Source organism: Agrococcus sp. ARC_14, assembly GCF_022436485.1.
In the GTDB taxonomy this organism is placed as follows: domain Bacteria; phylum Actinomycetota; class Actinomycetes; order Actinomycetales; family Microbacteriaceae; genus Agrococcus.
In genome coordinates this window covers 553,693-573,068 of record NZ_JAKUDO010000001.1, presented here as the reverse complement: position 1 = coordinate 573,068, position 19,376 = coordinate 553,693, and the positions used below count along the sequence as shown (strand labels likewise).

General features: G+C 68.9%; 23 protein-coding genes. 10 read left to right on the top strand and 13 right to left on the bottom strand.

The window, feature by feature from the left end; translation table 11 throughout:
* Positions 1–329 precede the first annotated feature (329 nt).
* Together MKD51_RS02920 and MKD51_RS02915 are read right to left on the bottom strand one after the other, a co-directional pair.
* Positions 330–3,299: a DEAD/DEAH box helicase gene (locus tag MKD51_RS02920; RefSeq protein ID WP_240237962.1), complete on the bottom strand. Its 2,970-nt coding sequence runs from the start codon at positions 3,297–3,299 to the stop codon at positions 330–332.
* Positions 3,289–3,696 (bottom strand): (deoxy)nucleoside triphosphate pyrophosphohydrolase, encoded by a 408-nt coding sequence (locus MKD51_RS02915; RefSeq protein WP_240237954.1) that lies wholly within the window; start codon positions 3,694–3,696, stop codon positions 3,289–3,291. The genes MKD51_RS02920 and MKD51_RS02915 overlap by 11 nt, the downstream gene beginning before the upstream one ends.
* A 190-nt stretch (positions 3,697–3,886) precedes the next feature.
* Here MKD51_RS02915 and MKD51_RS02910 point away from each other — a divergent pair, with 190 nt between their 5' ends.
* The 3 genes from MKD51_RS02910 to MKD51_RS02900 are packed head-to-tail and all read left to right on the top strand — an operon-like array spanning position 3,887 to position 6,552.
* A complete protein-coding gene (locus MKD51_RS02910; RefSeq protein ID WP_240237952.1) occupies positions 3,887–4,873 on the top strand; it encodes an ATP-binding cassette domain-containing protein in 987 nt (328 codons plus the stop codon).
* Positions 4,870–5,682: a methionine ABC transporter permease gene (locus tag MKD51_RS02905; RefSeq protein ID WP_240237950.1), complete on the top strand. Its 813-nt coding sequence runs from the start codon at positions 4,870–4,872 to the stop codon at positions 5,680–5,682. The genes MKD51_RS02910 and MKD51_RS02905 overlap by 4 nt, the downstream gene beginning before the upstream one ends.
* A gap of 42 nt (positions 5,683–5,724) precedes the next feature.
* Positions 5,725–6,552: a MetQ/NlpA family ABC transporter substrate-binding protein gene (locus MKD51_RS02900; protein ID WP_240237948.1), complete on the top strand. Its 828-nt coding sequence runs from the start codon at positions 5,725–5,727 to the stop codon at positions 6,550–6,552.
* Positions 6,553–6,642: 90 nt separating this feature from the next.
* Here MKD51_RS02900 and MKD51_RS02895 read toward each other — a convergent pair whose 3' ends face one another.
* The gene (locus MKD51_RS02895; RefSeq protein WP_240237940.1) at positions 6,643–7,152 is read right to left on the bottom strand and encodes a hypothetical protein; all 510 of its coding nucleotides are present in this window, start codon (positions 7,150–7,152) and stop codon (positions 6,643–6,645) included.
* Positions 7,153–7,250: 98 nt separating this feature from the next.
* Here MKD51_RS02895 and MKD51_RS02890 point away from each other — a divergent pair, with 98 nt between their 5' ends.
* Positions 7,251–7,790, top strand: coding sequence for a pyridoxamine 5'-phosphate oxidase family protein (locus MKD51_RS02890; RefSeq protein WP_240237938.1), 540 nt, complete (start codon positions 7,251–7,253; stop codon positions 7,788–7,790).
* A gap of 59 nt (positions 7,791–7,849) precedes the next feature.
* Here MKD51_RS02890 and MKD51_RS02885 read toward each other — a convergent pair whose 3' ends face one another.
* From MKD51_RS02885 to MKD51_RS02840, 10 genes are all read right to left on the bottom strand, one after another.
* Positions 7,850–8,668 (bottom strand): hypothetical protein, encoded by an 819-nt coding sequence (locus MKD51_RS02885; protein WP_240237936.1) that lies wholly within the window; start codon positions 8,666–8,668, stop codon positions 7,850–7,852.
* 127 nt (positions 8,669–8,795) lie between these two features.
* Positions 8,796–9,581 carry a hypothetical protein gene (locus MKD51_RS02880; RefSeq protein ID WP_240237934.1) on the bottom strand — a complete coding sequence of 262 codons (786 nt, stop codon included), beginning with the start codon at positions 9,579–9,581 and terminating at the stop codon, positions 8,796–8,798.
* A complete protein-coding gene (locus tag MKD51_RS02875) occupies positions 9,578–10,435 on the bottom strand; it encodes a hypothetical protein (protein ID WP_240237932.1) in 858 nt (285 codons plus the stop codon). The genes MKD51_RS02880 and MKD51_RS02875 overlap by 4 nt, the downstream gene beginning before the upstream one ends.
* Positions 10,432–10,977, bottom strand: a complete 546-nt coding sequence (locus MKD51_RS02870) for an RNA polymerase sigma factor (protein WP_346986720.1) — start codon at positions 10,975–10,977, stop codon at positions 10,432–10,434. The genes MKD51_RS02875 and MKD51_RS02870 overlap by 4 nt, the downstream gene beginning before the upstream one ends.
* Positions 10,978–11,120: 143 nt before the next feature.
* Positions 11,121–11,780 carry a hypothetical protein gene (locus MKD51_RS02865; RefSeq protein WP_240237929.1) on the bottom strand — a complete coding sequence of 220 codons (660 nt, stop codon included), beginning with the start codon at positions 11,778–11,780 and terminating at the stop codon, positions 11,121–11,123.
* A gap of 83 nt (positions 11,781–11,863) precedes the next feature.
* Positions 11,864–12,526, bottom strand: a complete 663-nt coding sequence (locus MKD51_RS02860; RefSeq protein WP_240237927.1) for a DUF6766 family protein — start codon at positions 12,524–12,526, stop codon at positions 11,864–11,866.
* A 213-nt stretch (positions 12,527–12,739) separates the two neighbouring features.
* Positions 12,740–13,537 carry an ABC transporter permease gene (locus MKD51_RS02855; RefSeq protein WP_240237925.1) on the bottom strand — a complete coding sequence of 266 codons (798 nt, stop codon included), beginning with the start codon at positions 13,535–13,537 and terminating at the stop codon, positions 12,740–12,742.
* On the bottom strand, positions 13,534–14,376 hold the full coding sequence (locus tag MKD51_RS02850; protein ID WP_240237923.1) for an ATP-binding cassette domain-containing protein: 843 nt from the start codon (positions 14,374–14,376) through the stop codon (positions 13,534–13,536). Before MKD51_RS02850 ends, MKD51_RS02855 begins: the two co-directional genes overlap by 4 nt.
* Positions 14,377–14,399: 23 nt before the next feature.
* On the bottom strand, positions 14,400–14,762 hold the full coding sequence (locus tag MKD51_RS02845; RefSeq protein WP_240237921.1) for a DUF1048 domain-containing protein: 363 nt from the start codon (positions 14,760–14,762) through the stop codon (positions 14,400–14,402).
* Positions 14,763–14,764: 2 nt separating this feature from the next.
* On the bottom strand, positions 14,765–15,151 hold the full coding sequence (locus tag MKD51_RS02840; RefSeq protein WP_240237919.1) for a PadR family transcriptional regulator: 387 nt from the start codon (positions 15,149–15,151) through the stop codon (positions 14,765–14,767).
* Positions 15,152–15,349: 198 nt separating this feature from the next.
* On the opposite strand from MKD51_RS02840, the gene MKD51_RS02835 reads away from it, so the two are divergent.
* The 6 genes from MKD51_RS02835 to MKD51_RS02810 all read left to right on the top strand — a co-directional run bounded on the left by MKD51_RS02835 (position 15,350) and on the right by MKD51_RS02810 (position 19,351).
* Positions 15,350–16,609, top strand: a complete 1,260-nt coding sequence (locus MKD51_RS02835; RefSeq protein ID WP_240237917.1) for a histidine kinase — start codon at positions 15,350–15,352, stop codon at positions 16,607–16,609.
* Positions 16,610–16,632: 23 nt separating this feature from the next.
* Positions 16,633–17,361: a response regulator transcription factor gene (locus MKD51_RS02830; protein WP_240237915.1), complete on the top strand. Its 729-nt coding sequence runs from the start codon at positions 16,633–16,635 to the stop codon at positions 17,359–17,361.
* 36 nt (positions 17,362–17,397) lie between these two features.
* Positions 17,398–17,802, top strand: coding sequence for a DUF2834 domain-containing protein (locus MKD51_RS02825; protein ID WP_240237913.1), 405 nt, complete (start codon positions 17,398–17,400; stop codon positions 17,800–17,802).
* A 135-nt stretch (positions 17,803–17,937) separates the two neighbouring features.
* Entirely contained in the window at positions 17,938–18,339 is a 402-nt protein-coding gene (locus MKD51_RS02820; protein ID WP_240237911.1) for a metalloregulator ArsR/SmtB family transcription factor, read from the top strand.
* Positions 18,339–18,785: an SRPBCC domain-containing protein gene (locus MKD51_RS02815; protein WP_240237909.1), complete on the top strand. Its 447-nt coding sequence runs from the start codon at positions 18,339–18,341 to the stop codon at positions 18,783–18,785. The genes MKD51_RS02820 and MKD51_RS02815 overlap by 1 nt, the downstream gene beginning before the upstream one ends.
* Positions 18,782–19,351 (top strand): dihydrofolate reductase family protein, encoded by a 570-nt coding sequence (locus MKD51_RS02810; RefSeq protein ID WP_240237907.1) that lies wholly within the window; start codon positions 18,782–18,784, stop codon positions 19,349–19,351. The genes MKD51_RS02815 and MKD51_RS02810 overlap by 4 nt, the downstream gene beginning before the upstream one ends.
* Positions 19,352–19,376: the final 25 nt, after the last annotated feature.

Genomic DNA, 19,376 nt, shown 5'->3' with positions numbered 1-19,376 from the left:
CGCGATGTCGTTGGCACTAGTGATGCGAGGATCGTGTTTTGGTGTGCTCTCGGCTGCATTTTGGCCCTCATCATAGGGACTACAGTCGCGTTGTTGTAGTCGCCCTTGAGGCAGACTCCGGAATCCCTCTGCAGCGGGCTTCCGCCGGCCCTTGGCTCACTTCGACGGGGCGCTGCGCAATCTGCCGGGTACCACGCCCTTCCAAGACGGGGCTATCAAGAGACGAGAGTGGAGCCAGGTGCTGCGCGCGGACTGCGTGCCGGTACCGAGTTGGGGTAAGAGCGCCGCTTTGGTCTTGAAGCCGGCTTGGTAAGGGTGGTCAGATGAGGCTACTCGCTGAGCGTGGGCTCGAAGTAGTCGAACAAGCCAGCGTCTATCGGCTTCTCGAAACGGAGGCGCGTCCGAACAACCGGTAACTGAGCACCGCTCTTGCCGACCATTGTGGACTGCTCAGTTTTGTCCACACGGGGGCTACCCAAGTAGTAATGCTGCGCACCGTCGACATCGCTTTTCTTCACGAACACGTGCAGGTCGAGCTCATTCCCCACAATTTGCGCGACGTCACGGCTCGCGAGAGTCTTTCGGCTTTGGGTATACCAGCGCATGGTCAGAGTGTCGAGCAGCTTGTCCTCGTATGCGGTGCTCGCCTCAACCTCGCTCGACTTCTGAAGCGTCACAAAAATCAGGCAAGTCCTCGTCGTGGCATCGATGCGCTGCCCGTAGACGGTCGAGGATGAGTTCTTAGGCCAGTGGAGCAGGCGCACCGCATCCTTGCGGGAGTACTGCCGACCAGGAGTGAAGGGGGCTCCGCGCTGATAGTGGGCCTGCACGAGTTCGATACCCGTCAGAATCAGGTCGTCGACTGCGCGCCGAAACGCGGGCGAGTCACGATAGGAGTCAGCGAACGAGGAGGCCAGTCTGACCTTGTCCTCCCCGCCTCTCTCCACCACTCCAGCCAAGTACTTCTTCTGCTCCATCTCGGTCGCGAACTCGAGAGAGAGAACGCGAAGGGCGCTCTCGACGTGGCTGCCGGGCGAGGTGTAGCTGTCCGGGGCCAGCGCCTCTGCTAGCCGCTCCTTCGGCACTTCGCCCTCATTGAGCAAGGTGCGAAGAATCAGCAGCTCGTCGACCCGCTTCGCAGCTAGGGCTTCAATCGACAGGAACGTAAGGGCCCGAAGCTCGCTCGGGCGCAGCCCTGTGTGCGTCTTAGTCAGGCGCTCAAGCAGCGCCGGATAGTTGCCGGAGTGTGTGGCCAAGACCACGGGGTCAGCACTCTCGAACCGGAGGAAGTCATGGAGTGAGGGTAGGCGGCCGAGTCTGTTCTGAAGGGTTTCGACTGCTTGCTTCAGCCGCTGCATGCTGTCGAGCTGTGTCATGGCTAGCGACCGCAGTACTCGCTCCTGCGCGATCCGGTCGAATCGGACGCTCGACAGGCCTGCGATGACGCCGACCTCCTCCGCGGAGATCAGGTGCTGTCGGACGGACTCCCGATTGAGCGAGTCGTCTCCAAAGAGCGCGACGGGGATCAGGAAGTTGTTGGAGTAGTTGCCGATGAAGTCGATGACGACCAGATAATCCTTGCCCGGCGCCTTGCGAAGGCCGCGTCCGAGTTGCTGCACGAAGACGATCGCGGACTGCGTCTGGCGGAGCATCACGACCTGGTTGACCGAGGGGATGTCGACGCCCTCGTTGAAGATGTCGACCGTCAGGATGTAGTCGAGCAGGCCCGCCTCGAGCTGCTGGACGACGTGCTCGCGCCTCTCGATCGAGTCGTCTCCGGTCAATGCGACCGTGCGCAGTCGATGCCCGTAGATGACCTGCTCGTTCAGCGCGGCCGAAAGCGCGTGCGCCTCTTCTTTGCGGCTGCAGAACATGAGGCCGCGCACCGGCACCCCTGCGTGGCCGTAGGTCGTGATGGCGTCGACGATGTGGTCGACTCGAAGCGTGGAGGCAAGCCTCGAGACACTCGAGAGCTCATCAATCGTTGTCCCGTCGTCAAACTCCACGTCGGTCACGCCGTAATAGTGGAACGGCGCCAGCATGTTGGACTCGAGAGCCTTGTTGAGCCGGATCTCGTAGGGCACGTTGAAGTCGAATAGCTCGAAGACATTGAACCCATCGCTGCGCTCGGGCGTCGCCGTCATTCCGAGCAAGAACGCAGGCTTGAAGTGCTCGAGCACCTTCGCATAGGAGGAAGCACCCGCACGATGCACCTCGTCCACGAGGATGTAGTCGAACGCGTCGGGTGCAATACCCGCGAGCGTGTCTGGCCGCGACAGAGTCTGGATCGTCGCGAACACGTATCGGCGATCCGACTCCTTTGAGCCACCGCTGAGCTTGCCGAAGTCCTCAGAGGGAGCACCGAGCACGCGCTGGAACTCCTGGATCGCGCGATCGAGGATCTGCTCACGATGCACCACAAACAGCATCCGCTTGGGGGCAACGGATCGCACGTCGAGCGCAGACAAGATGGTCTTGCCTGTGCCGGTCGCCGAGATCACGACGGCACGTTGCTTGCCATCGCGCCTCATCGACTCGATCGCAAGCAGAGCTTCCTGCTGCATCGCGTTCGGCACAATCCTTTCGACCTCAGGTGTCGCTCCACCGCTCTGGTGCAGAACGAGCGACTCGCCAATCGACGGTGCGATGCCCGCGTCAAATCGACGGCGAAGCTGGCGCTCGACGGGAGACGACGGTCGACTTGGCGGAGCCATGTACTGCTCCGCGTAGCGATCGACCCACTCGCGCGTCAACGGCACGGAATCTTCAAGCTGCCGAGCGATGAGCGCACCGAACTGATCCGTCAGGTCGCTCTCGTGCGTCGACGAGACACGGAGATTCCACTCCAGATTCGAGACCAGAGCGCCAGCCGTGAGATTCGAGCTGCCGACGATCGCCGTCATGTGATCGGCGTGCTCGAAGACATAGCCCTTCGGGTGAAACGCGGACTGATCGTGCAAGCGAATGTCGAAGCCTCGGTGTGCGAGGTTGAGCAGTTCACCGAAGGCGGCGGGCGAGTTGAACCCGAGGTAGTCGGACGTGATGATCCGCCCCTTGCCCTCGAACTCGGCGAGCTCCTGCTTCAGCAGGGCGATTGCTCGCGCCGAGACGAAAGCGACAGAGAAGGTGAAGGACGAGCTCCGCTTCAATTCCTCGCGCAGCGCGCGCAGCATCGATGCGCCATCGCTGTTGAAAATGACCTGCGGATGCGCCTTGCGAGGAGCGCGGACCCCGCGTGCGAGGTAGCCGTAGTTGACGTCGAGTTCGAGGTCTGAGCTCCCGCCCGGCTCAGGCGGCATTGACTGCGAATTTTGACCGGATGCGATCGACCGCGGGGACGTCTGCAGGCGCCCAATCGAGCTGGTCGAGGTCTGAGGGCGCCAGCCAAAGAACGGCCGCGTGCTCAGTCAGCGATGGCGTGCCGGAGACCAACTCGCAGTAGTAGGTCGTCAGCGTCACGACGCCGAAGTCGTAGTCATACGCGGTGGTCTCGACGTGGTCGCCAACGCGCACTTCACACAGCAACTCTTCATCGATCTCGCGCTGCAGTGCTTCCTGCGGGGTCTCGCCCGGCTCGATCTTCCCGCCCGGGAACTCCCACATGCCGGCGAGCGACCCGCCCTCACCACGTTGCGCGCACAGGATCTCGCCATCCTTGACGATCACTGCACCGACGACGTTGATCTGCTTCTTCACGGACGCCTCCCCCGGTTGCTGACCAGCCTAAGCGGGAGAACTGGCGTGGTCTCGATACGCCGCGCGTTGCGCGGCTACTCGACCACCGAGGCGGGCGTCACAGATCGTCACATCTCGCCCCGCTATCTGACAGCGTGAGAGACTGGAGGGTGACCCACGCATCCGCCCGCCAAGGCACCCGGGGAGCCCCATGATCTCGATCGAGCACGTCAGCCGCCGCTTCGGCGACGGGCCTGACGCCGTTGTCGCGCTCGCCGACGTCAGCATCGAGGTGCCGCGCGGCTCGATCTTCGGCGTCGTCGGGCAGTCGGGCGCCGGCAAGTCGACGCTCCTCAGAACCGTCAACGCGCTCGAGCGTCCCGACAGCGGGCGCGTCGTCGTCGACGGGCTCGAGGTGACCGCGCTCGAGGGCAAGGCGCTGCTCAACGCCCGCCACAAGATCGGCATGGTCTTCCAGCACTTCAACCTGGTCGGCAACCGCACGGTGGCGCAGAACGTCGAGTTCGCGCTCGAGGCGGTCGGCACGGCCAAGAAGGATCGCCGCCCCAAGGCGCTCGAGATGCTTGACCTCGTCGGTCTCGCCCACCGCGCCGACGACCGCCCCGCTCAGCTCTCCGGTGGCCAGCGGCAGCGCGTCGGCATCGCCCGCTCGCTCGCCTCCGGCCCCGACGTGCTGCTCAGCGACGAAGCCACCAGCGCCCTCGACCCCGAGACGACCCGCTCGATCCTCGAGCTCATCCGTCGACTCAGCCGCGAGCTCGGCCTCACCGTGCTGCTCATCACGCACGAGATGGAGGTCGTCAAGCGCATCTGCGACGCCGCCGCCCTGATGGAGACGGGCAGGGTGATCGAGCAGGGCAGCCTCGACGAGCTCATCCGCACCCCGGGCAGCCGCGTCGCCGCCGAGCTCTTCCCGGTCGGCGAGGCGCACTACATGCCCAACCACCGCATCATCGACATCACCTACACGGGCCTGAGCGCCGACCGCCCGATCATCGCGCAGCTGAGCCGCGAGTTCGGCCTCGACGTCTCCATCCTCGGCGCCGCGCTCGAGACCATCGGCGGCCACCAGGCCGGCCGCACCCGCCTCGCCGTGCCCGGTGACGCATCCGTCGCCCTCCGCGTCATCGACTCGCTCACCGCGCAGGGCGTCACCGCCTGGGAGGTGCTCGCATGATCGACCCCACCGCACCCGACTTCTGGTCGAACCTCATCCAGGTGCTGCTCGAAGGCACCTGGGAGACCGTCTACATGACGGCGATCGCCATGGCGATCACGTTCGTCGTCGGCCTGCCGCTCGGCATCATCCTGGTCGGCACCGAGCAGGGGCGCTTCCTCGAGGCGCCGCTCGGCTCGCGCGCGCTCGGCCGCGTGCTCAACGCGGTGCTCGGCTTCATCGTGAACCTGGGCCGCTCGGTGCCGTTCATCGTGCTGATGATCGCGCTCATCCCGCTCACCCGCTGGCTGCTCGGCTCGTTCATCGGCACCGGCCCCGCGATCGTGCCGCTCACGCTCGTGGCGATCCCCTTCTTCGTGCGCGTGGTCGAGATCGCCGTGCGCGAGGTCGACCCGGGCCTGTTCGAGGCGGCCGACTCGCTCGGCGCCTCCCGCTGGCTGCTCGTGCGCCGCGTGCTGCTGCCGCAGGCGACCCCGGCGATCCTGCTCGGCACCGCCACCACCATCACCTCCATCATCAACTTCTCGGCGATGGTCGGCGTGGTCGGCGGCGGCGGCCTCGGCAACGTGGCCCTCACCTACGGCATGCAGCGCTACAGCTGGATCCACATCGTGGGCGTCGTCATCATCCTGTTCCTGCTCGTGCAGGTCATCCAGTGGGCGCTGACCGCGCTCGCCAAGCGGCTCGGCGCACCCGTCACCAAGCGCGGTGCGCAGAAGGGCGTCGCGGATGCGCAGGCGCACCTCGATGCAGACGTCGCGCGGGATGCCCAGGGCGAGATCGACCGAAACGTGCCGCGGGGCGCGTAGCCGCCACCGCGCATCCGACCCCTCACCACCGAAGGAAGCACCATGCACTTCAGCACCAAGCGTCGCCTCGCGACCACCATCGCCGCCGGCGTCGCCGTCGTGGCACTCGCCGCCTGCTCGACCGGCGGCCAGACCGAGGCACCCGAGGACGGCACGCTCGGCACCATCCGCGTCGGCGCCCTGCCGGTGCCGGCCGGCGACATGCTCACCTGGGTCGACGAGAACCTCGCCGAGGAGGCGGGCCTCGACATCGAATGGGTCGAGTTCACCGACTACAACACGCCCAACCCGGCCCTCACCGACGGCTCGACCGAAGCCAACCTCTTCCAGAACTCGACGTTCATGGAGACCTACAACTCGCAGGCCGGCGGCTCGCTCGTCTCGGTCGGCGAGATCTACCTGCCGGCGGCCGCCTATTACTCGGAGTCGATCACGTCGATCGACGAGCTGCCCGACGGCGCCTCGATCGCCATCCCCAACGACCCGACGAACGAGGGCCGCGCGCTCGAGATCCTCGCGGCCGAGGGCCTGATCGAGATCGCCGATGGCACCACCAACCTCGACGGCATCACCGCCAACCCGCAGAACTTCGCGTTCACCGAGGTCGAGAACGCCACGCTGCCGCTGGCGATCCCCGACAACGACGCGGTCTTCGTCACCTCGTCGTTCGCGATCCCCGCGGGGCTGACGCAGGAGCAGGCGATCCTCACCGAGGGCACCGACTCGAACTACTTCAACATCCTCGCGACCACGCCCGAACTGGAGAACGACCCGCGCGTGACCGCGCTGCGCGACCTGCTCACCTCTGAGGAGACGCAGCAGTACATCCTCGACACCTGGGGCGGGTTGATCGTGCCGGTGGAGAACTGACGAACGGCTGACTGACACTGGGGGCTGCCCCGCGGAACTCGCGGGGCAGCCTTCGTGCGTGCGGTGCGCGGGCCCGCGTCTATGACCGTTTCACCGGGCGACTGAGTCGGGCGCTGCTCGGCGGGCACGCGCAGCCCGGGCGCCCGCGATCAGCAGCAGCACCACCGGCACCGACAGCGTGAGGAAGCCGCTCGGGCCGACGATCCAGACGCATCCGATCGCCCAGGCACCCAGCACGATGGGCACCCAGAGCGGCATCGTGCCGCCGCGACGGCCCTCCCGCACCAGGAGCAGCCCGAGCAGCGCGCCCGGCACCACGAAGCCGCCCGGCAGCGCCCAGAACAGCACGGTCGCCTCGAGCGGCGGCTGCCCGGCACGGAATGGCCCTGCCAGCCAGGCGTCCCACCACTCGTGGGGTGCGAAGACTGCTGAGTGCAGCGCCATGATCACGAGCAGCGCGACGCCGGCGGCGACCGTCAGGCGGCTCGTGCGGCGGGCCTCGCGGTGCAGCGCCGGGCTGTTGTGCCCAATGTCGGCGGGGCGGATGCGGTCGACCTGGGCGGATGCGCCGAAGGGCAAGGAGTGCTGCTGTTGGCTCATGCCTCGAGCGTGCTGCGCTGCTGCCCGCGCGGCCTCCTCCGCACGGGCGGGTGACCTCACTCGTGCGGGTGAGGAGTGGGTGGTGGTGCCGACGGCGCATGCGTAGCCTGATCCCGCATCCGACGAGAGGACTCATCGTGCAGCCGCAGGACGTCACCGCAGTGCTCGCCAAGCCGATCAGCCAAGCGCTGCTCGCGCGCGACATCACCCGCCTCGCCTACGTCGCCGAGGACGGCACGCCCCGCGCCATCCCGATCGGGTTCAGCTGGAACGGCTCGACGATCGTCATGTGCACGCCCAATAACTCGCAGAAGCTGCCTGCCCTGCAGCGGCACCCGGCGGTCGCGCTGACGATCGACACCGAGGTGCATCCGCCGATGATCCTGCTCATCCGCGGCACCGCAGCGCTCGACTACGTCGACGGCATCCCCGACGAGTACGTCGAGGCGAACACCACCTACGAGATGACACCCGAGCAGCGAGTCGAGTGGGATCGCGAGATCCGCTCGCTCTACGCCGACGGCATGGTGCGGATCGTCGTGACACCCACCTGGGCGAAGCTGATCGACTTCGAGACCACGCTGCCGAGCGCCGTCGAGGAGCTGCTGCAGCAGCGGGCGGAGCGGGAACGGGCATAGCCCGGCAGCACGACGGCCCCGCGGTGTTCCGCAAGGCCGTCGGGGTCTGATGGATGGTGTCAGGGCATCGCGTACTGGTCGACCGGGAGCAACTCGATCGTGCTCAGCACCTGCATCGCCTCCTGTGCGCGGTCGCCGCGCAGGAACGCCTCGGCTTCCGCCGTCGAATCGAACCGCATGTGTGGACCGAGTTCGCTGTCGATCAGCCATGCCTGGTGGTTGCGGTTGACGCCGTCGAGCTGGGCGTGCGGATAGGGCCTTCCGTCCTCCGTGGTGCTCGCGAGCGCCAGCACGGCACCCACCTCCGCATCCCACTGGTCCCACCAGGCGATGACCTCGATGCCCTCCGCAACCTCGATGCGGTCGACGATGCTCCACTCGCTCACGACGCCGACATCGCTGCCGTAGCCGTCGTAGTAGTGCAGCGCCAGCCCCTCCGGCGACTCGAGCCGCAGCCCGTTGTCCCACTGCACGCGGCCGTCGTGGTTGACGACCTCGGCGCTGGAGTCGGTGACCGTCCACTCGGCGGGCACGTCGATGCGCATCGTGCCGTTCTGGGTCTCGAAGACCCACGGCTCGTCCTCGATGAGCATCGTCGGCGGCTCGGGAGTGACGACCTCGTCGCTCTCCCCCGCATCCGCCGGGTCGCTCGCCGGTGGGGTCACCGTGACGGACTCGTCGTCGGCGGGTGGCGCCGCCGTCGGCTCGGCCGTCGCGCTCGGCGTCGGCGTCTGCTCGGCGCTCGGTGTCTGCTCGGCGGCGGTCGGCGTCGGTGCGGCCGGCGCCTGAGGGGCGGCCTGCGCACATGCCGCGAGCAGCGCGGCCGTCGTCAGGATGGCCAGGGTCGCACCCGCACGGCGGGTGATCGATGGGCGCATCGCGGTGTCCTCTCTGTCGGGGTCCATCCCCGTGCGCCCTGACATGTCCAGTGTGGGAGCGAGGGTTACAGGCGGAGGTCACGATCTGGTCACGCTCGGACCAATGTCGACACCCTGGTCAGCAGACCTACTCGACCGGACGCATCCAGACAGTGCCCGCGAACCCGGCCGGCAGCACCAACGCACGCAGCGCTTCGTCGAGCGGCACCGGCTCGAAGGACACCTCGGAGTACTGCTCGACGCACGAGAGCGTCTGGTCGCCGAGGCTCAGCTGAGGTCCCACCACACCGCAGCTCGCGCTCACCCGCACCGTCGGGACGCCGAGCCGATCTGTCAGCCGCTGCACCGCATCCGACCCGAACCCGCTGCCGGCGGGCACACGCTCGATCACCGGCGCAGCCAGGTCATCCTCGAGCATCGCGAACGGCTGCGCTGTCTCGCCCGGCACTCCGGCCGCCATGACGACGGCTATGCCCTCCTCGCACCAGAACGAGCGACCATCGGTCGTCCTCGGGGTGGGCGTGCTGCCGGGCTCGTGCAACCACGTCGGGTAGGCAGGATCGCAGGCCATCGCCAGGTCGAACATGGCCCCTGGCTCGACTGGCGCGCCGCCGACGGAGACGGCGTCCAGAGTCTGTGCTTCCCAGTGCGGCAGTTCAGTGACCGGCGGCTCCGTGGCCGGGGGCGCAGCTGACGCGAGGGGCGGCTCGGTCGTCGCGACGGGCTCGGGCGAGGCCGGACGCTCGGTCGAGCGGATGGTCGACGGCTCGGTGGATTGCCGCTCGGTGGACTGGGTGGTGGTGGGCTGGGCAGTGACGAGCGGTTCGCTGGGCGCCAGGGCCCCGGTCGGGCCGCAGCCGGTCACCGCGACCAGCACGAGGATCGCGGCGGCCACCGCGCGCGCCCGGCTCATCGCTCCACCACGAAGCTGACGGAGCCGGTGCCCTGATCGCGCTCGATGCGCGGCGCGATCTCTCCCGGCAGGATCGGCACGCCCCAGGCCGCGAGCGTCGCACTGCGGAAGAAATCGTCGGCTGGCGCCTCTGCGGCCGAGCAGTCGAACGCTACGCCGCCGACCGTGATGGTGCTGCTCTGGTCGGAGCACGTCACCCAGACGGTCGCGCTGTCGCCCTCGATCGTGCCGACCGGCGGCTGGCCGGCGTCGACGAGCGTGAGCGCACCGTTGAAGTCCTCCGAGCTGGTGAACTCCAGGTCGCCATCGCCGACCACATCACGCTGGTCGAGCTGCACGAAGCCGCTGCCCACCTGCTGCGCGCTGCAGTCGATCCATGCCTCGCTGCCGAAGAAGACGGTGCCACGCCCCTCACAGACGAGGTAGATGTCGAAGATGCGCTCGACGATCGGCTCCGGACCTGCAGCGCCGGCATCGCCGCAGCCATCCGCACAGGTCTCGACGCCCACGACCAGCGGCTCGCCGGCCGCGACGCCCTCGAGTCCCGGAGGCGCTGTCGGCTCTGGCTCGGGCGACTCCGTCGGCGCGGGCGTCGGCGCGGTGGTCTCGCCGGGCGTCGGCGTCTCGACCACTGTCGGCGTTGGGCTCGACGGTGCCGCCTGGTCGCGCTCCGCGACCCCACCGAGCGCCTGCGCGCCGAAGACCGCCACCGTCGCGACGACGACGGCCGCGAGCGCGCCGCCTGCGATGGCGCGGTTTCGGCTGCGCTCGCGCATGCGCTCCCGCACCGCCATGCTCGAGAGGCCCTGACGCATCCGAGACTTGAACTCGTCGCTCATCTGCTCGTCGTTCATGCGGACACCACCTCCTCGAGCTCGTCGACGCCTGCGGCTTCGAGCTGCGCGCGCAGCTTGAGCTTCGCGCGGTGGATGCGGGTCTTCGCGGCGCCGTAGCTGACGCCGATCGCGGTGGCGGCGTCGGCGAGCGGCATCTCTTCGAGCAGCACGAGTGCGATCAGCCGGGCATCCTTCTCAGGCAGCTGGCGCAGCGCCTGCGCGACCGCGGTGCCGGCGTCGAGCCGCTCGAGCCGATCGGCGGCCACGTCTGCCGTGTCGGGCGCGTCGGGGCCGAGCGGGATGTGCGCGATGAGGCGCTCGTTGCGGCGCACGCTCCTGCGGGCATTGCGGGCGCAGTTGGTCGTCGTCACCAGCAGCCAGGGCAGCACCGACTCGTCGACGATGCGCACGCGCGCCCGACGGCGCCATGCCTCCGCGAACGCGGCCGCCACGACGTCCTCCGTGTCCTGCCTGTGCTGCATCAATCTCCATGCGTGTCGCCACACGCGGTCGCCGTGTCGATCGAAGACCGCTGCGAACGCGACTCCGTCTCCGCGCACGACGGCACGCCAGAGCTGCTCGTCGGTCTGCGCGAGGTCCACAGCCTGGATTGTCCGGGTCGCGCCTGGTGGTTACATCCCTCCCGGGCGGATCGTTACCGGCCCGGAATGTTTCAGTGGCGGATGCGCGGCCCGCGTCGCGCTCACAGCAGCCAGGTGGCGAGCGGATGCACGAGGTAGGCGAGCGAGAATGCCTCCCAGATCGCACCGACGACCAGCAGCGCGAGCGCCGGCAGGCTCAGCCAGCCGAGCTGCCCCAGGCCGCGCAGGTAGCCCTGTCTGCGATTGTGCGCGCCGACCGTGCTCGGCAGCAGCCAGGACCTGCCGAGGAGGTAGGCGCCGAGCGCGAGCAGGATGTAGGCCTGCAGCTCGATGACGACCGTGAGGGAGTGCGGGATCAGGGCGACCCATCCGATCTCCACCCCGGGCACCAGGGTGATGCCGGTGGTGAGCACCCACCAGAGGAAGAGCGCGATGCCCGCGAACGGCACGATCATCGACGGCAGCACGATCGTCGCGAGACTGAGGCGCAGCACGTTGACGCCGAGGATGGTGAGGGCGAACAGCCAGGGGCTGCTGATCAGCGATCGCACCAGCTCGCCCGTGCCGTCCTGCTCGAGCCCCGCCGCCTGCGCCCGCGTCAGCTCGGGGAAGAGCAGCCCGAGGGCGAAGCCGACGAGGAAGAGGCCGTAGGTGACGGCGTTCGCGATGAGGGTGACGCGCAGGTTGGCGCGGATGATCGGGAGCGGCCGGCGAGGGAGGGCGTCAGTGGCGGGCGGCGAGGGCGCGCGATCGGTGATCATGCATCCATCCCAGCCCCTGTTCCTGGCACAGGGTCAAGCGCCGGCACTCCGCCGAGGCATCGTGCGGTGTCGCAGCCTCGGCGCTACCCGCTCTCGTGCGTCGTGCCGTGCGGAGCGCCGACGGGCTTCGACTCTGGCGAGCCGCGCTGGCGCAGGTAGATCGAGAGGGCGATCATGCTGCCGACCGCGAGGAACTCCGACTGCCAGTTCTGCAGCGTGCGGTTCCAGAAGTCTGCGGAGGCGATGTACTCGAGCCAGGTGACCGCCCGCTGCCCATGCTGCAGCTGCTCGTCGTTGTAGACGGTGGTGCCGGCGATGGACTGCGCGAGCCACGAGAGCAGGAAGACCGCGCCCATCGTCAGCAGCAGCGAGTTCGAGAAGATCGTGTGCCGCCAGCCGCGCACCTTCGCCCATGCGGGAGAGGTGGGCTTCGCGTGCTCGTGCACGAGCTGCTCCTCGTCGGTGCCCGGGCCCTCCTCCCCCGGCTGCTTCGACTCGGGCGAGCCCACCTGCACGAGCCAGATGGTCGCGAAGATGAAGAGGAAGAACTGCAGGTATTCCGACTGCCAGTTCTCGGCCACATCGACGATGAACCCCGATGAGGTCACGAAGTCGAGGAAGTCCACCGGCGCCTCGCCGTGCGCTTCCTGCCCCTGGTTGAACTCGATGAAGCCCGCGACCGATTGCCCGATGAGCGCCAGCAGGAAGAGGATGCCGAAGGCGATCGTCAGTGCGTGCTTGCGCATCAGTCTCACCTCCCCAGCAGCGGCAGGGCCAGCATCACGATGAGGCCGGCGGCGAGCACGGCGAGCGTGGTTGTGAAGACGGCGCGGGTGCCAGGTGTGCCGGTGGCGTCGGATTCGTTGCGCATCCTCCGAGGATGCCGCGCACGGCAGCGAAGCGGAAGGCGCGCGTGCAGCGGCTGGGACGGCCGCAGCACGCGCCTGCCGCAGCTGCGGCTACCGCAGCTTGCGCCGATAGACGCCGATCGCGAGCGCGTAGACGACCACCAGGATGCCCACCAGCCAGGCGAGCGCGACCCAGAGGTCGCCGCCGACCGGCTGCTGCGCGAACAGCGCACGCAGCGCATCCACGATCGCCGTCACCGGCTGATGCTCGGCGAACCAGGCGACCGGCCCCGGCATCGTCTCGGTGGGCACGAAGGCCGACGAGATGAACGGCAGGAAGATGAGCGGGTAGCTGAAGGCGCTCGCCCCGTCGATCGTCTTGGCAGACAGCCCCGCCATCACCGCGAGCCAGGTCAGGGCCAGCGTGAACAGGATCAGGATCCCGGCGATGGCGAGCCACGCGCCCAGCCCCGCCCCGGTGCGGAAGCCCACCAGCAGCGCGACACCGATCACGATCGCGACGGCGACCAGGTTTGCCACCAGCGACGTGAGCACGTGCGCCCAGAGCACGCTCGAGCGCGCGATCGGCATCGACTGGAAGCGCTCGAAGACGCCGCCCTGCATGTCGAGGAAGAGCCGGTAGACGGTGTAGGCGACGCCGGATGCGACCGTGATCAGCAGGATGCCCGGCAGCATGTAGTCGATGTAGGAGCCGGTGGAGCCGGTGTCGATCGCACCGCCGAAGACGAACACGAACAGCAGCATCAGCGCGATCGGCGTGACCGCGGTCGTGATGATCGTGTCGGGGCTGCGCAGGATGTGCCGCAGCGAGCGGCCGGTCAGCACGCCGGTGTCGGCGAGCAGATGCGCACCGGACCGGGGTCGGGTGGTGACGGCGTGGGTGGTCATCGCGATTCCTCTCGGGGATGCGTCGGTGCGGCTGCGGTGTCGTCCGCAGCATCGGTGGTGCCGGCCGCGGCCCGCTGGCCGCCGCCGACGAGCGCGAGGAACACTTCCTCGAGCGAGGGCTGCTTCTCGACGTACTCGACCTTCGCCGCGGGCAGCAGCCGCTTCAGCTCTGCCAGCGTGCCGTTCTGGATGATCCTGCCTTCGTGCAGGATCGCGATGCGGTCGGCCAGCTGCTCGGCCTCGTCGAGGTACTGCGTGGTGAGCAGCACGGTGGTGCCACCTGCGGACAGGCTGCGGATGGTGTCCCACACCTCGATGCGGGACTGCGGGTCGAGGCCCGTGGTCGGCTCGTCGAGGAAGATGACGGGCGGGTCGCCGATGAGGCTCATCGCGATGTCGAGCCTGCGACGCATCCCGCCCGAATAGGTCGCCGCCATGCGGGCACCCGCCTCGGTCAGCAGGAATCGCTCGAGCAGCGCGTCGGCGATGGCGCCGGGCTGCGGCATGTGCCGCAGTCGGGCGATCAGCACGAGGTTCTCGCGGCCGCTCAGCCGCTCGTCGACGGCGGCGAACTGGCCCGTCAGGCTGATCGACTCGCGCACCTGCTCGGCCGCCTCTGCGACGTCGAATCCGTGCACGCTCGCGTGCCCCGCATCCGCTCGCAGCAGGGTCGAGAGGATCTTCACGAGCGTGGTCTTGCCCGCGCCGTTGGAGCCCAGCAGCGCGAAGATGCTGCCTGGCTCGACCTCGAAGTCGACGCCGCGCAGCACGTGCACGTCCTTGAACGACTTCTCGATGCCGGCGACCCGGATGGCGGGTTCGCGAAGCGTGGTGGTCATGGTGGTCTCTGTCTCTCCGACGCTCAGTCGGTCTGGGTGGCGTCGTCGATCGCGTCGGTGAGGCGCTTGCGCTCCTTGGCGATCCACTGGCCATCTGCGTAGTTCTGCATGAAGGTGTCGGCGAACTCGACGGGGTCGTCGCCGACGATGTCGCGGATGGGCGTGCCATCGGCGGCAGCGGTCTCGAAGAGCTCGAGGAGGTCTTCGTTCATCCGCATGAGCACGTCGCCCTTGACGATCGAGCCCGAGTACATGAGGTAGCGCTCGATTCCGTCGATGGCGGTGCGGTAGGCCTTCGGCAGCTGCTTCTTCTGCGCCACGTACTGCCGCCAGCGCTTCTTCTCCTCGAGGGATCCGGTGACGATCTCCAGCCAGTTCTTGGCCATGGTCATGCTCCTTCTTCTTGCCCGGCGGTGTGCCCGGCGGTGTCCCTGGGCTCGCGCCCGGGCGCTGCGTCGTCGTGGAGCTGTGCGATGCGCCCTGCCAGGAAGCTCCACGTTCCCCAGAACTCTTCGAGGGCCTCGCGACCCTGGCTGTTGAGGGAGAAGACCTTGCGCGGGGGGCCCTTCTCCGAGGGCACCCGCTCGACATCCACGAGCCCGCGCTGCTCGATGCGCAGCAGCAGAGCATAGATGGTGCCCTCCGCGATCTCGGTGAAGCCCTCCTCGCGGAGGCGGGCGGTGATCTCGTAGCCGTATGCCGGGCGCACGGCGAGGATCGCGAGGATGATGCCTTCGAGCGTGCCCTTCAGCATCTCGGTCATCTGTCTGCCCATGCGGTCCCGCCTTCGGTGCTCGGTGTCTGCTACTCAGTGTTATTGACTACTGGTACATAGTAGCGCTGAGTACCGCGAGCGCAAGAGGGAGTTTGGAGCACGCAGCCCGCACTCCCCCGCACGGCGGAGTCGGCCCGACGCATCCGCCCGCCCCACGGCGGAGGCGCCCGCCGACGCCGCGCACCTACGCTGGTGCGCATGCCCGTGCGCCCCGACCCCGACGCGAGCTCGCTGCGCGCCGACATCCTGCTGGCGGGCGTGCTGGCGCTCGCCGGCTGTGTGCTGGTGGTGCTGAGCGCCCAGACCGGGCTGCAGATGATCGGCGTGCCGATCTGGGTCGCGATGCTGTTCGCCACCCTGCTGGCACTGCCGCTGCTCGCTCGCCGGCGGTGGCCGCTGCCCGCCGCGATCGCGCAGATCGCGATCTACGTCACCGCGGTCGAGCTCGGCTCCATCGAGCTCTATGCGTCGCAGGTGGCGCTGTTCATGGGCTTCTACTCGATCGGCGCGTGGGAGGCGAACCGCAAGGTCGCACTGTGGTCGCGCACGCTGATCGCGATCGGGATGGCCGCCTGGCTCGCGTCGTCGGCCGTGCGCGGGTTCTTCCACCCGGAGACCGGCGAGCGCGGCGTCTCGGCCTACTTCGCCATTCTGATCATCCAGATCATCATCAACATCGCCTACTTCGGCGCCGCCTGGCTCTTCGGCGACCGCGCCTGGGCGAGCGCCGTCGAGCAGCAGCGGCTGGCCGATGCGCACGCCGAGATCCAGGCGCAGCAGGCGCAGCTGGCCGAGCAGGCCGTCTCGCTCGAGCGCGTGCGCATCGCACGCGAGCTGCACGACGTGGTGGCGCACCACGTGTCGGCGATGGGGGTGCAGGCAGGTGCGGCCAGGCGCGTGCTCGGCTCGGACCCGGAGCGTGCATCGGATGCGCTGCGGCACGTCGAGCAGTCGGCGCGCGACGCGATCGGCGAGCTGCGGTCGCTCGTGGTGACGCTCCGATCCGATGACGACGGCACCGCATCCGCCCCCGGCCTCGACGGGCTCCCGGAGCTCCTCGAGGCAGCGCGGGTCGCCGGGCAGCAGGTGACGCTGGTCGAGATCGGCACACCGCGGGCAGTGCCGCCGATGGTGGGGCTGACGGCGTTCCGCGTCGTGCAGGAGGCGCTCACGAACGCGCGCAAGCACGCCGGGGCGACGGCGCAGGTGGATGTGCGGGTGCGGTTCCTGCCCGGCGAGCTCGAGGTCGAGATCGCCGATGACGGCCGCGGCGGCGGCAGCGGTGAGCACGGCGCGGGCGCCGGCGTGCTGGGCATGCGGGAGCGCATCGGCGCGCTCGGCGGGGCGCTCGAGGTGGGTCCACGCTCGCGCGGCGGGTGGCTGGTGCGGGCGCGGGTGCCCTCGCCGCCGAGCGCCGGCTTGCCGTCGCCCGAGCGCACCAGCGGCAAGCCGTCGTGACGGCGCCGGATAGCGTGGCAGCCGTGACGCGCGTGCTGCTGGTGGACGATCAGGCGCTCGTGCGCGCGGGCTTCGAGACGATCCTCTCGAGCGAGCCGGGCTTCGAGGTCGTCGGCCAGGCGAAGGACGGTGCCGAGGGCGAGCGGCTCGCCGCCGAGCTGCAGCCCGACGTGATCTGCATGGACGTGCAGATGCCGGTGATGGATGGGCTCGAGGCGACCAGGCAGATCATCGCTGGCCCGTCGCACGCGGCCGTGCTCATGCTGACGACCTTCGACCGCGAGGATTTCCTGTTCGAGGCACTCTCGGCCGGCGCCTCGGGCTTCCTGCTGAAGACCGCGGAGCCCGAGCACCTGATCGACGCGGTGCACGCGCTCGCCCGCGGCGACGCGCTGCTCTCGCCGGAGGTGACGCGGCGGGTGATCGAGCGGTTCGCGACTCCCGCCGGCGGCCCCGCCGGTCGAGGAGCCGCCGAAGGCGGCGTCACGAGACCCCGTGACCCGTCCGCCCCGACCGAGCCCCACCCATCCGCCCCCGCACCTGAGCTCGAGCAGCTCACCGAGCGCGAGCACCAGACGCTGCTGCTGCTCGCGAAGGGACGCTCGAACGCCGAGATCGCCAAGGAGCTCTTCGTCGGCGAGGCGACCGTGAAGACGCACGTGTCGAACGTGCTGCTGAAGCTGGGGATCCGCGACCGCATCCACGCGGTGATCTGGGCGTACGAGCACGGGGTGGTCGCACCGCGCGGCTGACCGGAGCGCGTGGGCGGCCGTCGCTATGGTCGGCGCATGGAGCTCGAGGTCGAGGTGCCGCCTGTGGGCGGAGTGCAGGCCGCACCGCGGGCGATGCCCACAGCGCCGCGCAGCCTGACGTTCGCCATCATCTGGTTCGCGCTCGCCGGCGTCGGGCTCGTCGGCACCTGGTGGTTCAACATCGCCTTCTTCGGCTCGGGTCCAGAGTTCGGCTACCTCGAGGGCTGGTTCGCCAACGCGGCGAGCTCGTCGGCGGCGGTCGACATCATCGTCGTCGCCGTCGCAGCTTCGGTCTTCATGCTCGTCGAGGGCGCGCGGCTGGGATGGGCACGGTGGGCGTGGGTGCTCGTGGTGCTGAGCTTCGCGGTGGCGGTCGCGTTCACCTTCCCGCTGTTCCTGGGGCTGCGAGAGCTGGCGCTGCGCCGCCGCGCGGCTCGCTGAGCAAGCGCCCCGCCTCCTCCCCTCCCCTCTCATGGGCCGGGCGAAAGAGGCGAGTGCTGCAGCGAGTGATGGGGTTGACACGGCGGATGCGCGGGCGCATCATGTAGGCAGTTGCTTACGTAAGGAAGTGCCGACATGCCGATCGCGACCGATCCCCTCAGCCGCATCTTCTTCGCGCTCGCCGACCCGACGCGGCGTGCGATGCTCGACCGGCTCGCGGCGGGCGCCGCGACGGTCGGAGAGCTGGCCGAACCCTTCGCCATGAGCCGCCCGGCCGTTTCGCAGCACCTCGGCGTGCTCGAGCACGCGGGCCTCATCGAACGCACACGCCAGGGTCAGTGGCGCAGCTGCACGCTGCGCCCCGAGGGCCTCGACGACGCCGAGCAGTGGGTCACCGAGCATCGCGCCGCGTGGCAGTCGCGCTTCGACCGCCTCGACGCGACGCTTGCCGCGCTCGTCGGCGACCCCGCAACCGCAACCGCAACCGATGCCAGGAACCAGGCCGACACATCCGTCGGTGAACAGGAGGAGGAGTGATGGAGACCAAGCAGTTCACGATCACGCGCACGTTCGATGCGCCGCGGGAGGCCGTCTGGCGCGCCTGGACCGACCCGGCGATCGCCGCGCAGTGGTGGCACCCGCACGAGGTGGTGACGAAGGATGGCACGGTCGCCATCGACCTGCGCGAGGGCGGCAGCTATGCCTACACGATGGTGATCCCCGACGGCACGGAGTACCCGACGGGCGGTGAGTACCTCGAGGTGCGCGAGCCGGAGCGGCTGCGGTTCACGTGGACCGACCCCGGTGACGACGAGCGCGAGTCGCCGATCATCACGATCGACCTCGCCGAGCTGCCCGACGGGCAGTGCGAGATGACCTTCCACCTGCTGGGCATGGGCGACGACCGCCCGAGCGATCACGGGGTCTTCCTGGGCTGGACCGAGGCCTTCGAGGAGCTCGACCAGACGCTGGCGCGCGCATGATCACGGTCGAGCAGATCGTCTCCGCCGACGGCTTCGCGGCCGAGCCGGATGGCGGCATGCGGTTCGTGGATGCCACCACGCCGGGCGACGATCTCACCGATGAGGCGCAGCTGGAGATGCTCGCCTCGGTCGAGGCGATCCTGTTCGGCCGCCGCACCTACGAGATGTTCGCGGGCTACTGGCCGACCGCCGACCCGGTGGTCGAGCGCGTCGCCCCGATCATCAACCGACTGCCGAAGCTCGTCGTCTCATCGACGCTCGAGCGGGCGCCGTGGGGCGACACCGAGATCGAGATCCTCCGCCCCGAGCCGAGCGCCACGGATGCGGTGCGCGGCCTCGAGGGCCGCTTCGGCTCGATCATCGTCTGGGGCTCGCTGCAGCTGGCGAACGCCCTGTTCGAGGCGGGCCTCGTCACGCGGCTGCGGCTGCGCACCTGCCCGGTGCTGATCGGCGAGGGGCTGCGGTTCACGCCGGCTGGCATCGGCCAGCAGGTGCTGCGGCTCGAGTCGGCGACGGCGCTCCCCTCGGGCCACCTCGTCAGCGACTACGCAGTCGCGCCGCGATGAGGCGCAGGAGCCAGTTGGTCGGCCG

What these genes read in the sequence shown, in the direction of transcription:
- MKD51_RS02905 (WP_240237950.1), top strand. Translation starts at nt 4,870, where the DNA reads ATGATCGACCCCACCGCACCCGACTTCTGGTCGAACCTCATCCAGGTG.
- MKD51_RS02900 (WP_240237948.1), top strand. Translation starts at nt 5,725, where the DNA reads ATGCACTTCAGCACCAAGCGTCGCCTCGCGACCACCATCGCCGCCGGC.
- MKD51_RS02825 (WP_240237913.1), top strand. Translation starts at nt 17,398, where the DNA reads ATGGAGCTCGAGGTCGAGGTGCCGCCTGTGGGCGGAGTGCAGGCCGCA.
- MKD51_RS02810 (WP_240237907.1), top strand. Translation starts at nt 18,782, where the DNA reads ATGATCACGGTCGAGCAGATCGTCTCCGCCGACGGCTTCGCGGCCGAG.
- MKD51_RS02820 (WP_240237911.1), top strand. Translation starts at nt 17,938, where the DNA reads ATGCCGATCGCGACCGATCCCCTCAGCCGCATCTTCTTCGCGCTCGCC.
- MKD51_RS02910 (WP_240237952.1), top strand. Translation starts at nt 3,887, where the DNA reads ATGATCTCGATCGAGCACGTCAGCCGCCGCTTCGGCGACGGGCCTGAC.
- MKD51_RS02920 (WP_240237962.1), bottom strand. Translation starts at nt 3,299, where the DNA reads ATGCCGCCTGAGCCGGGCGGGAGCTCAGACCTCGAACTCGACGTCAAC.
- MKD51_RS02865 (WP_240237929.1), bottom strand. Translation starts at nt 11,780, where the DNA reads ATGATCACCGATCGCGCGCCCTCGCCGCCCGCCACTGACGCCCTCCCT.
- MKD51_RS02860 (WP_240237927.1), bottom strand. Translation starts at nt 12,526, where the DNA reads ATGCGCAAGCACGCACTGACGATCGCCTTCGGCATCCTCTTCCTGCTG.
- MKD51_RS02875 (WP_240237932.1), bottom strand. Translation starts at nt 10,435, where the DNA reads ATGAACGACGAGCAGATGAGCGACGAGTTCAAGTCTCGGATGCGTCAG.
- MKD51_RS02855 (WP_240237925.1), bottom strand. Translation starts at nt 13,537, where the DNA reads ATGACCACCCACGCCGTCACCACCCGACCCCGGTCCGGTGCGCATCTG.
- MKD51_RS02840 (WP_240237919.1), bottom strand. Translation starts at nt 15,151, where the DNA reads ATGGGCAGACAGATGACCGAGATGCTGAAGGGCACGCTCGAAGGCATC.
- MKD51_RS02895 (WP_240237940.1), bottom strand. Translation starts at nt 7,152, where the DNA reads ATGAGCCAACAGCAGCACTCCTTGCCCTTCGGCGCATCCGCCCAGGTC.
- MKD51_RS02815 (WP_240237909.1), top strand. Translation starts at nt 18,339, where the DNA reads ATGGAGACCAAGCAGTTCACGATCACGCGCACGTTCGATGCGCCGCGG.
- MKD51_RS02885 (WP_240237936.1), bottom strand. Translation starts at nt 8,668, where the DNA reads ATGCGCCCATCGATCACCCGCCGTGCGGGTGCGACCCTGGCCATCCTG.
- MKD51_RS02835 (WP_240237917.1), top strand. Translation starts at nt 15,350, where the DNA reads ATGCCCGTGCGCCCCGACCCCGACGCGAGCTCGCTGCGCGCCGACATC.
- MKD51_RS02880 (WP_240237934.1), bottom strand. Translation starts at nt 9,581, where the DNA reads ATGAGCCGGGCGCGCGCGGTGGCCGCCGCGATCCTCGTGCTGGTCGCG.
- MKD51_RS02890 (WP_240237938.1), top strand. Translation starts at nt 7,251, where the DNA reads ATGCGTAGCCTGATCCCGCATCCGACGAGAGGACTCATCGTGCAGCCG.
- MKD51_RS02845 (WP_240237921.1), bottom strand. Translation starts at nt 14,762, where the DNA reads ATGGCCAAGAACTGGCTGGAGATCGTCACCGGATCCCTCGAGGAGAAG.
- MKD51_RS02850 (WP_240237923.1), bottom strand. Translation starts at nt 14,376, where the DNA reads ATGACCACCACGCTTCGCGAACCCGCCATCCGGGTCGCCGGCATCGAG.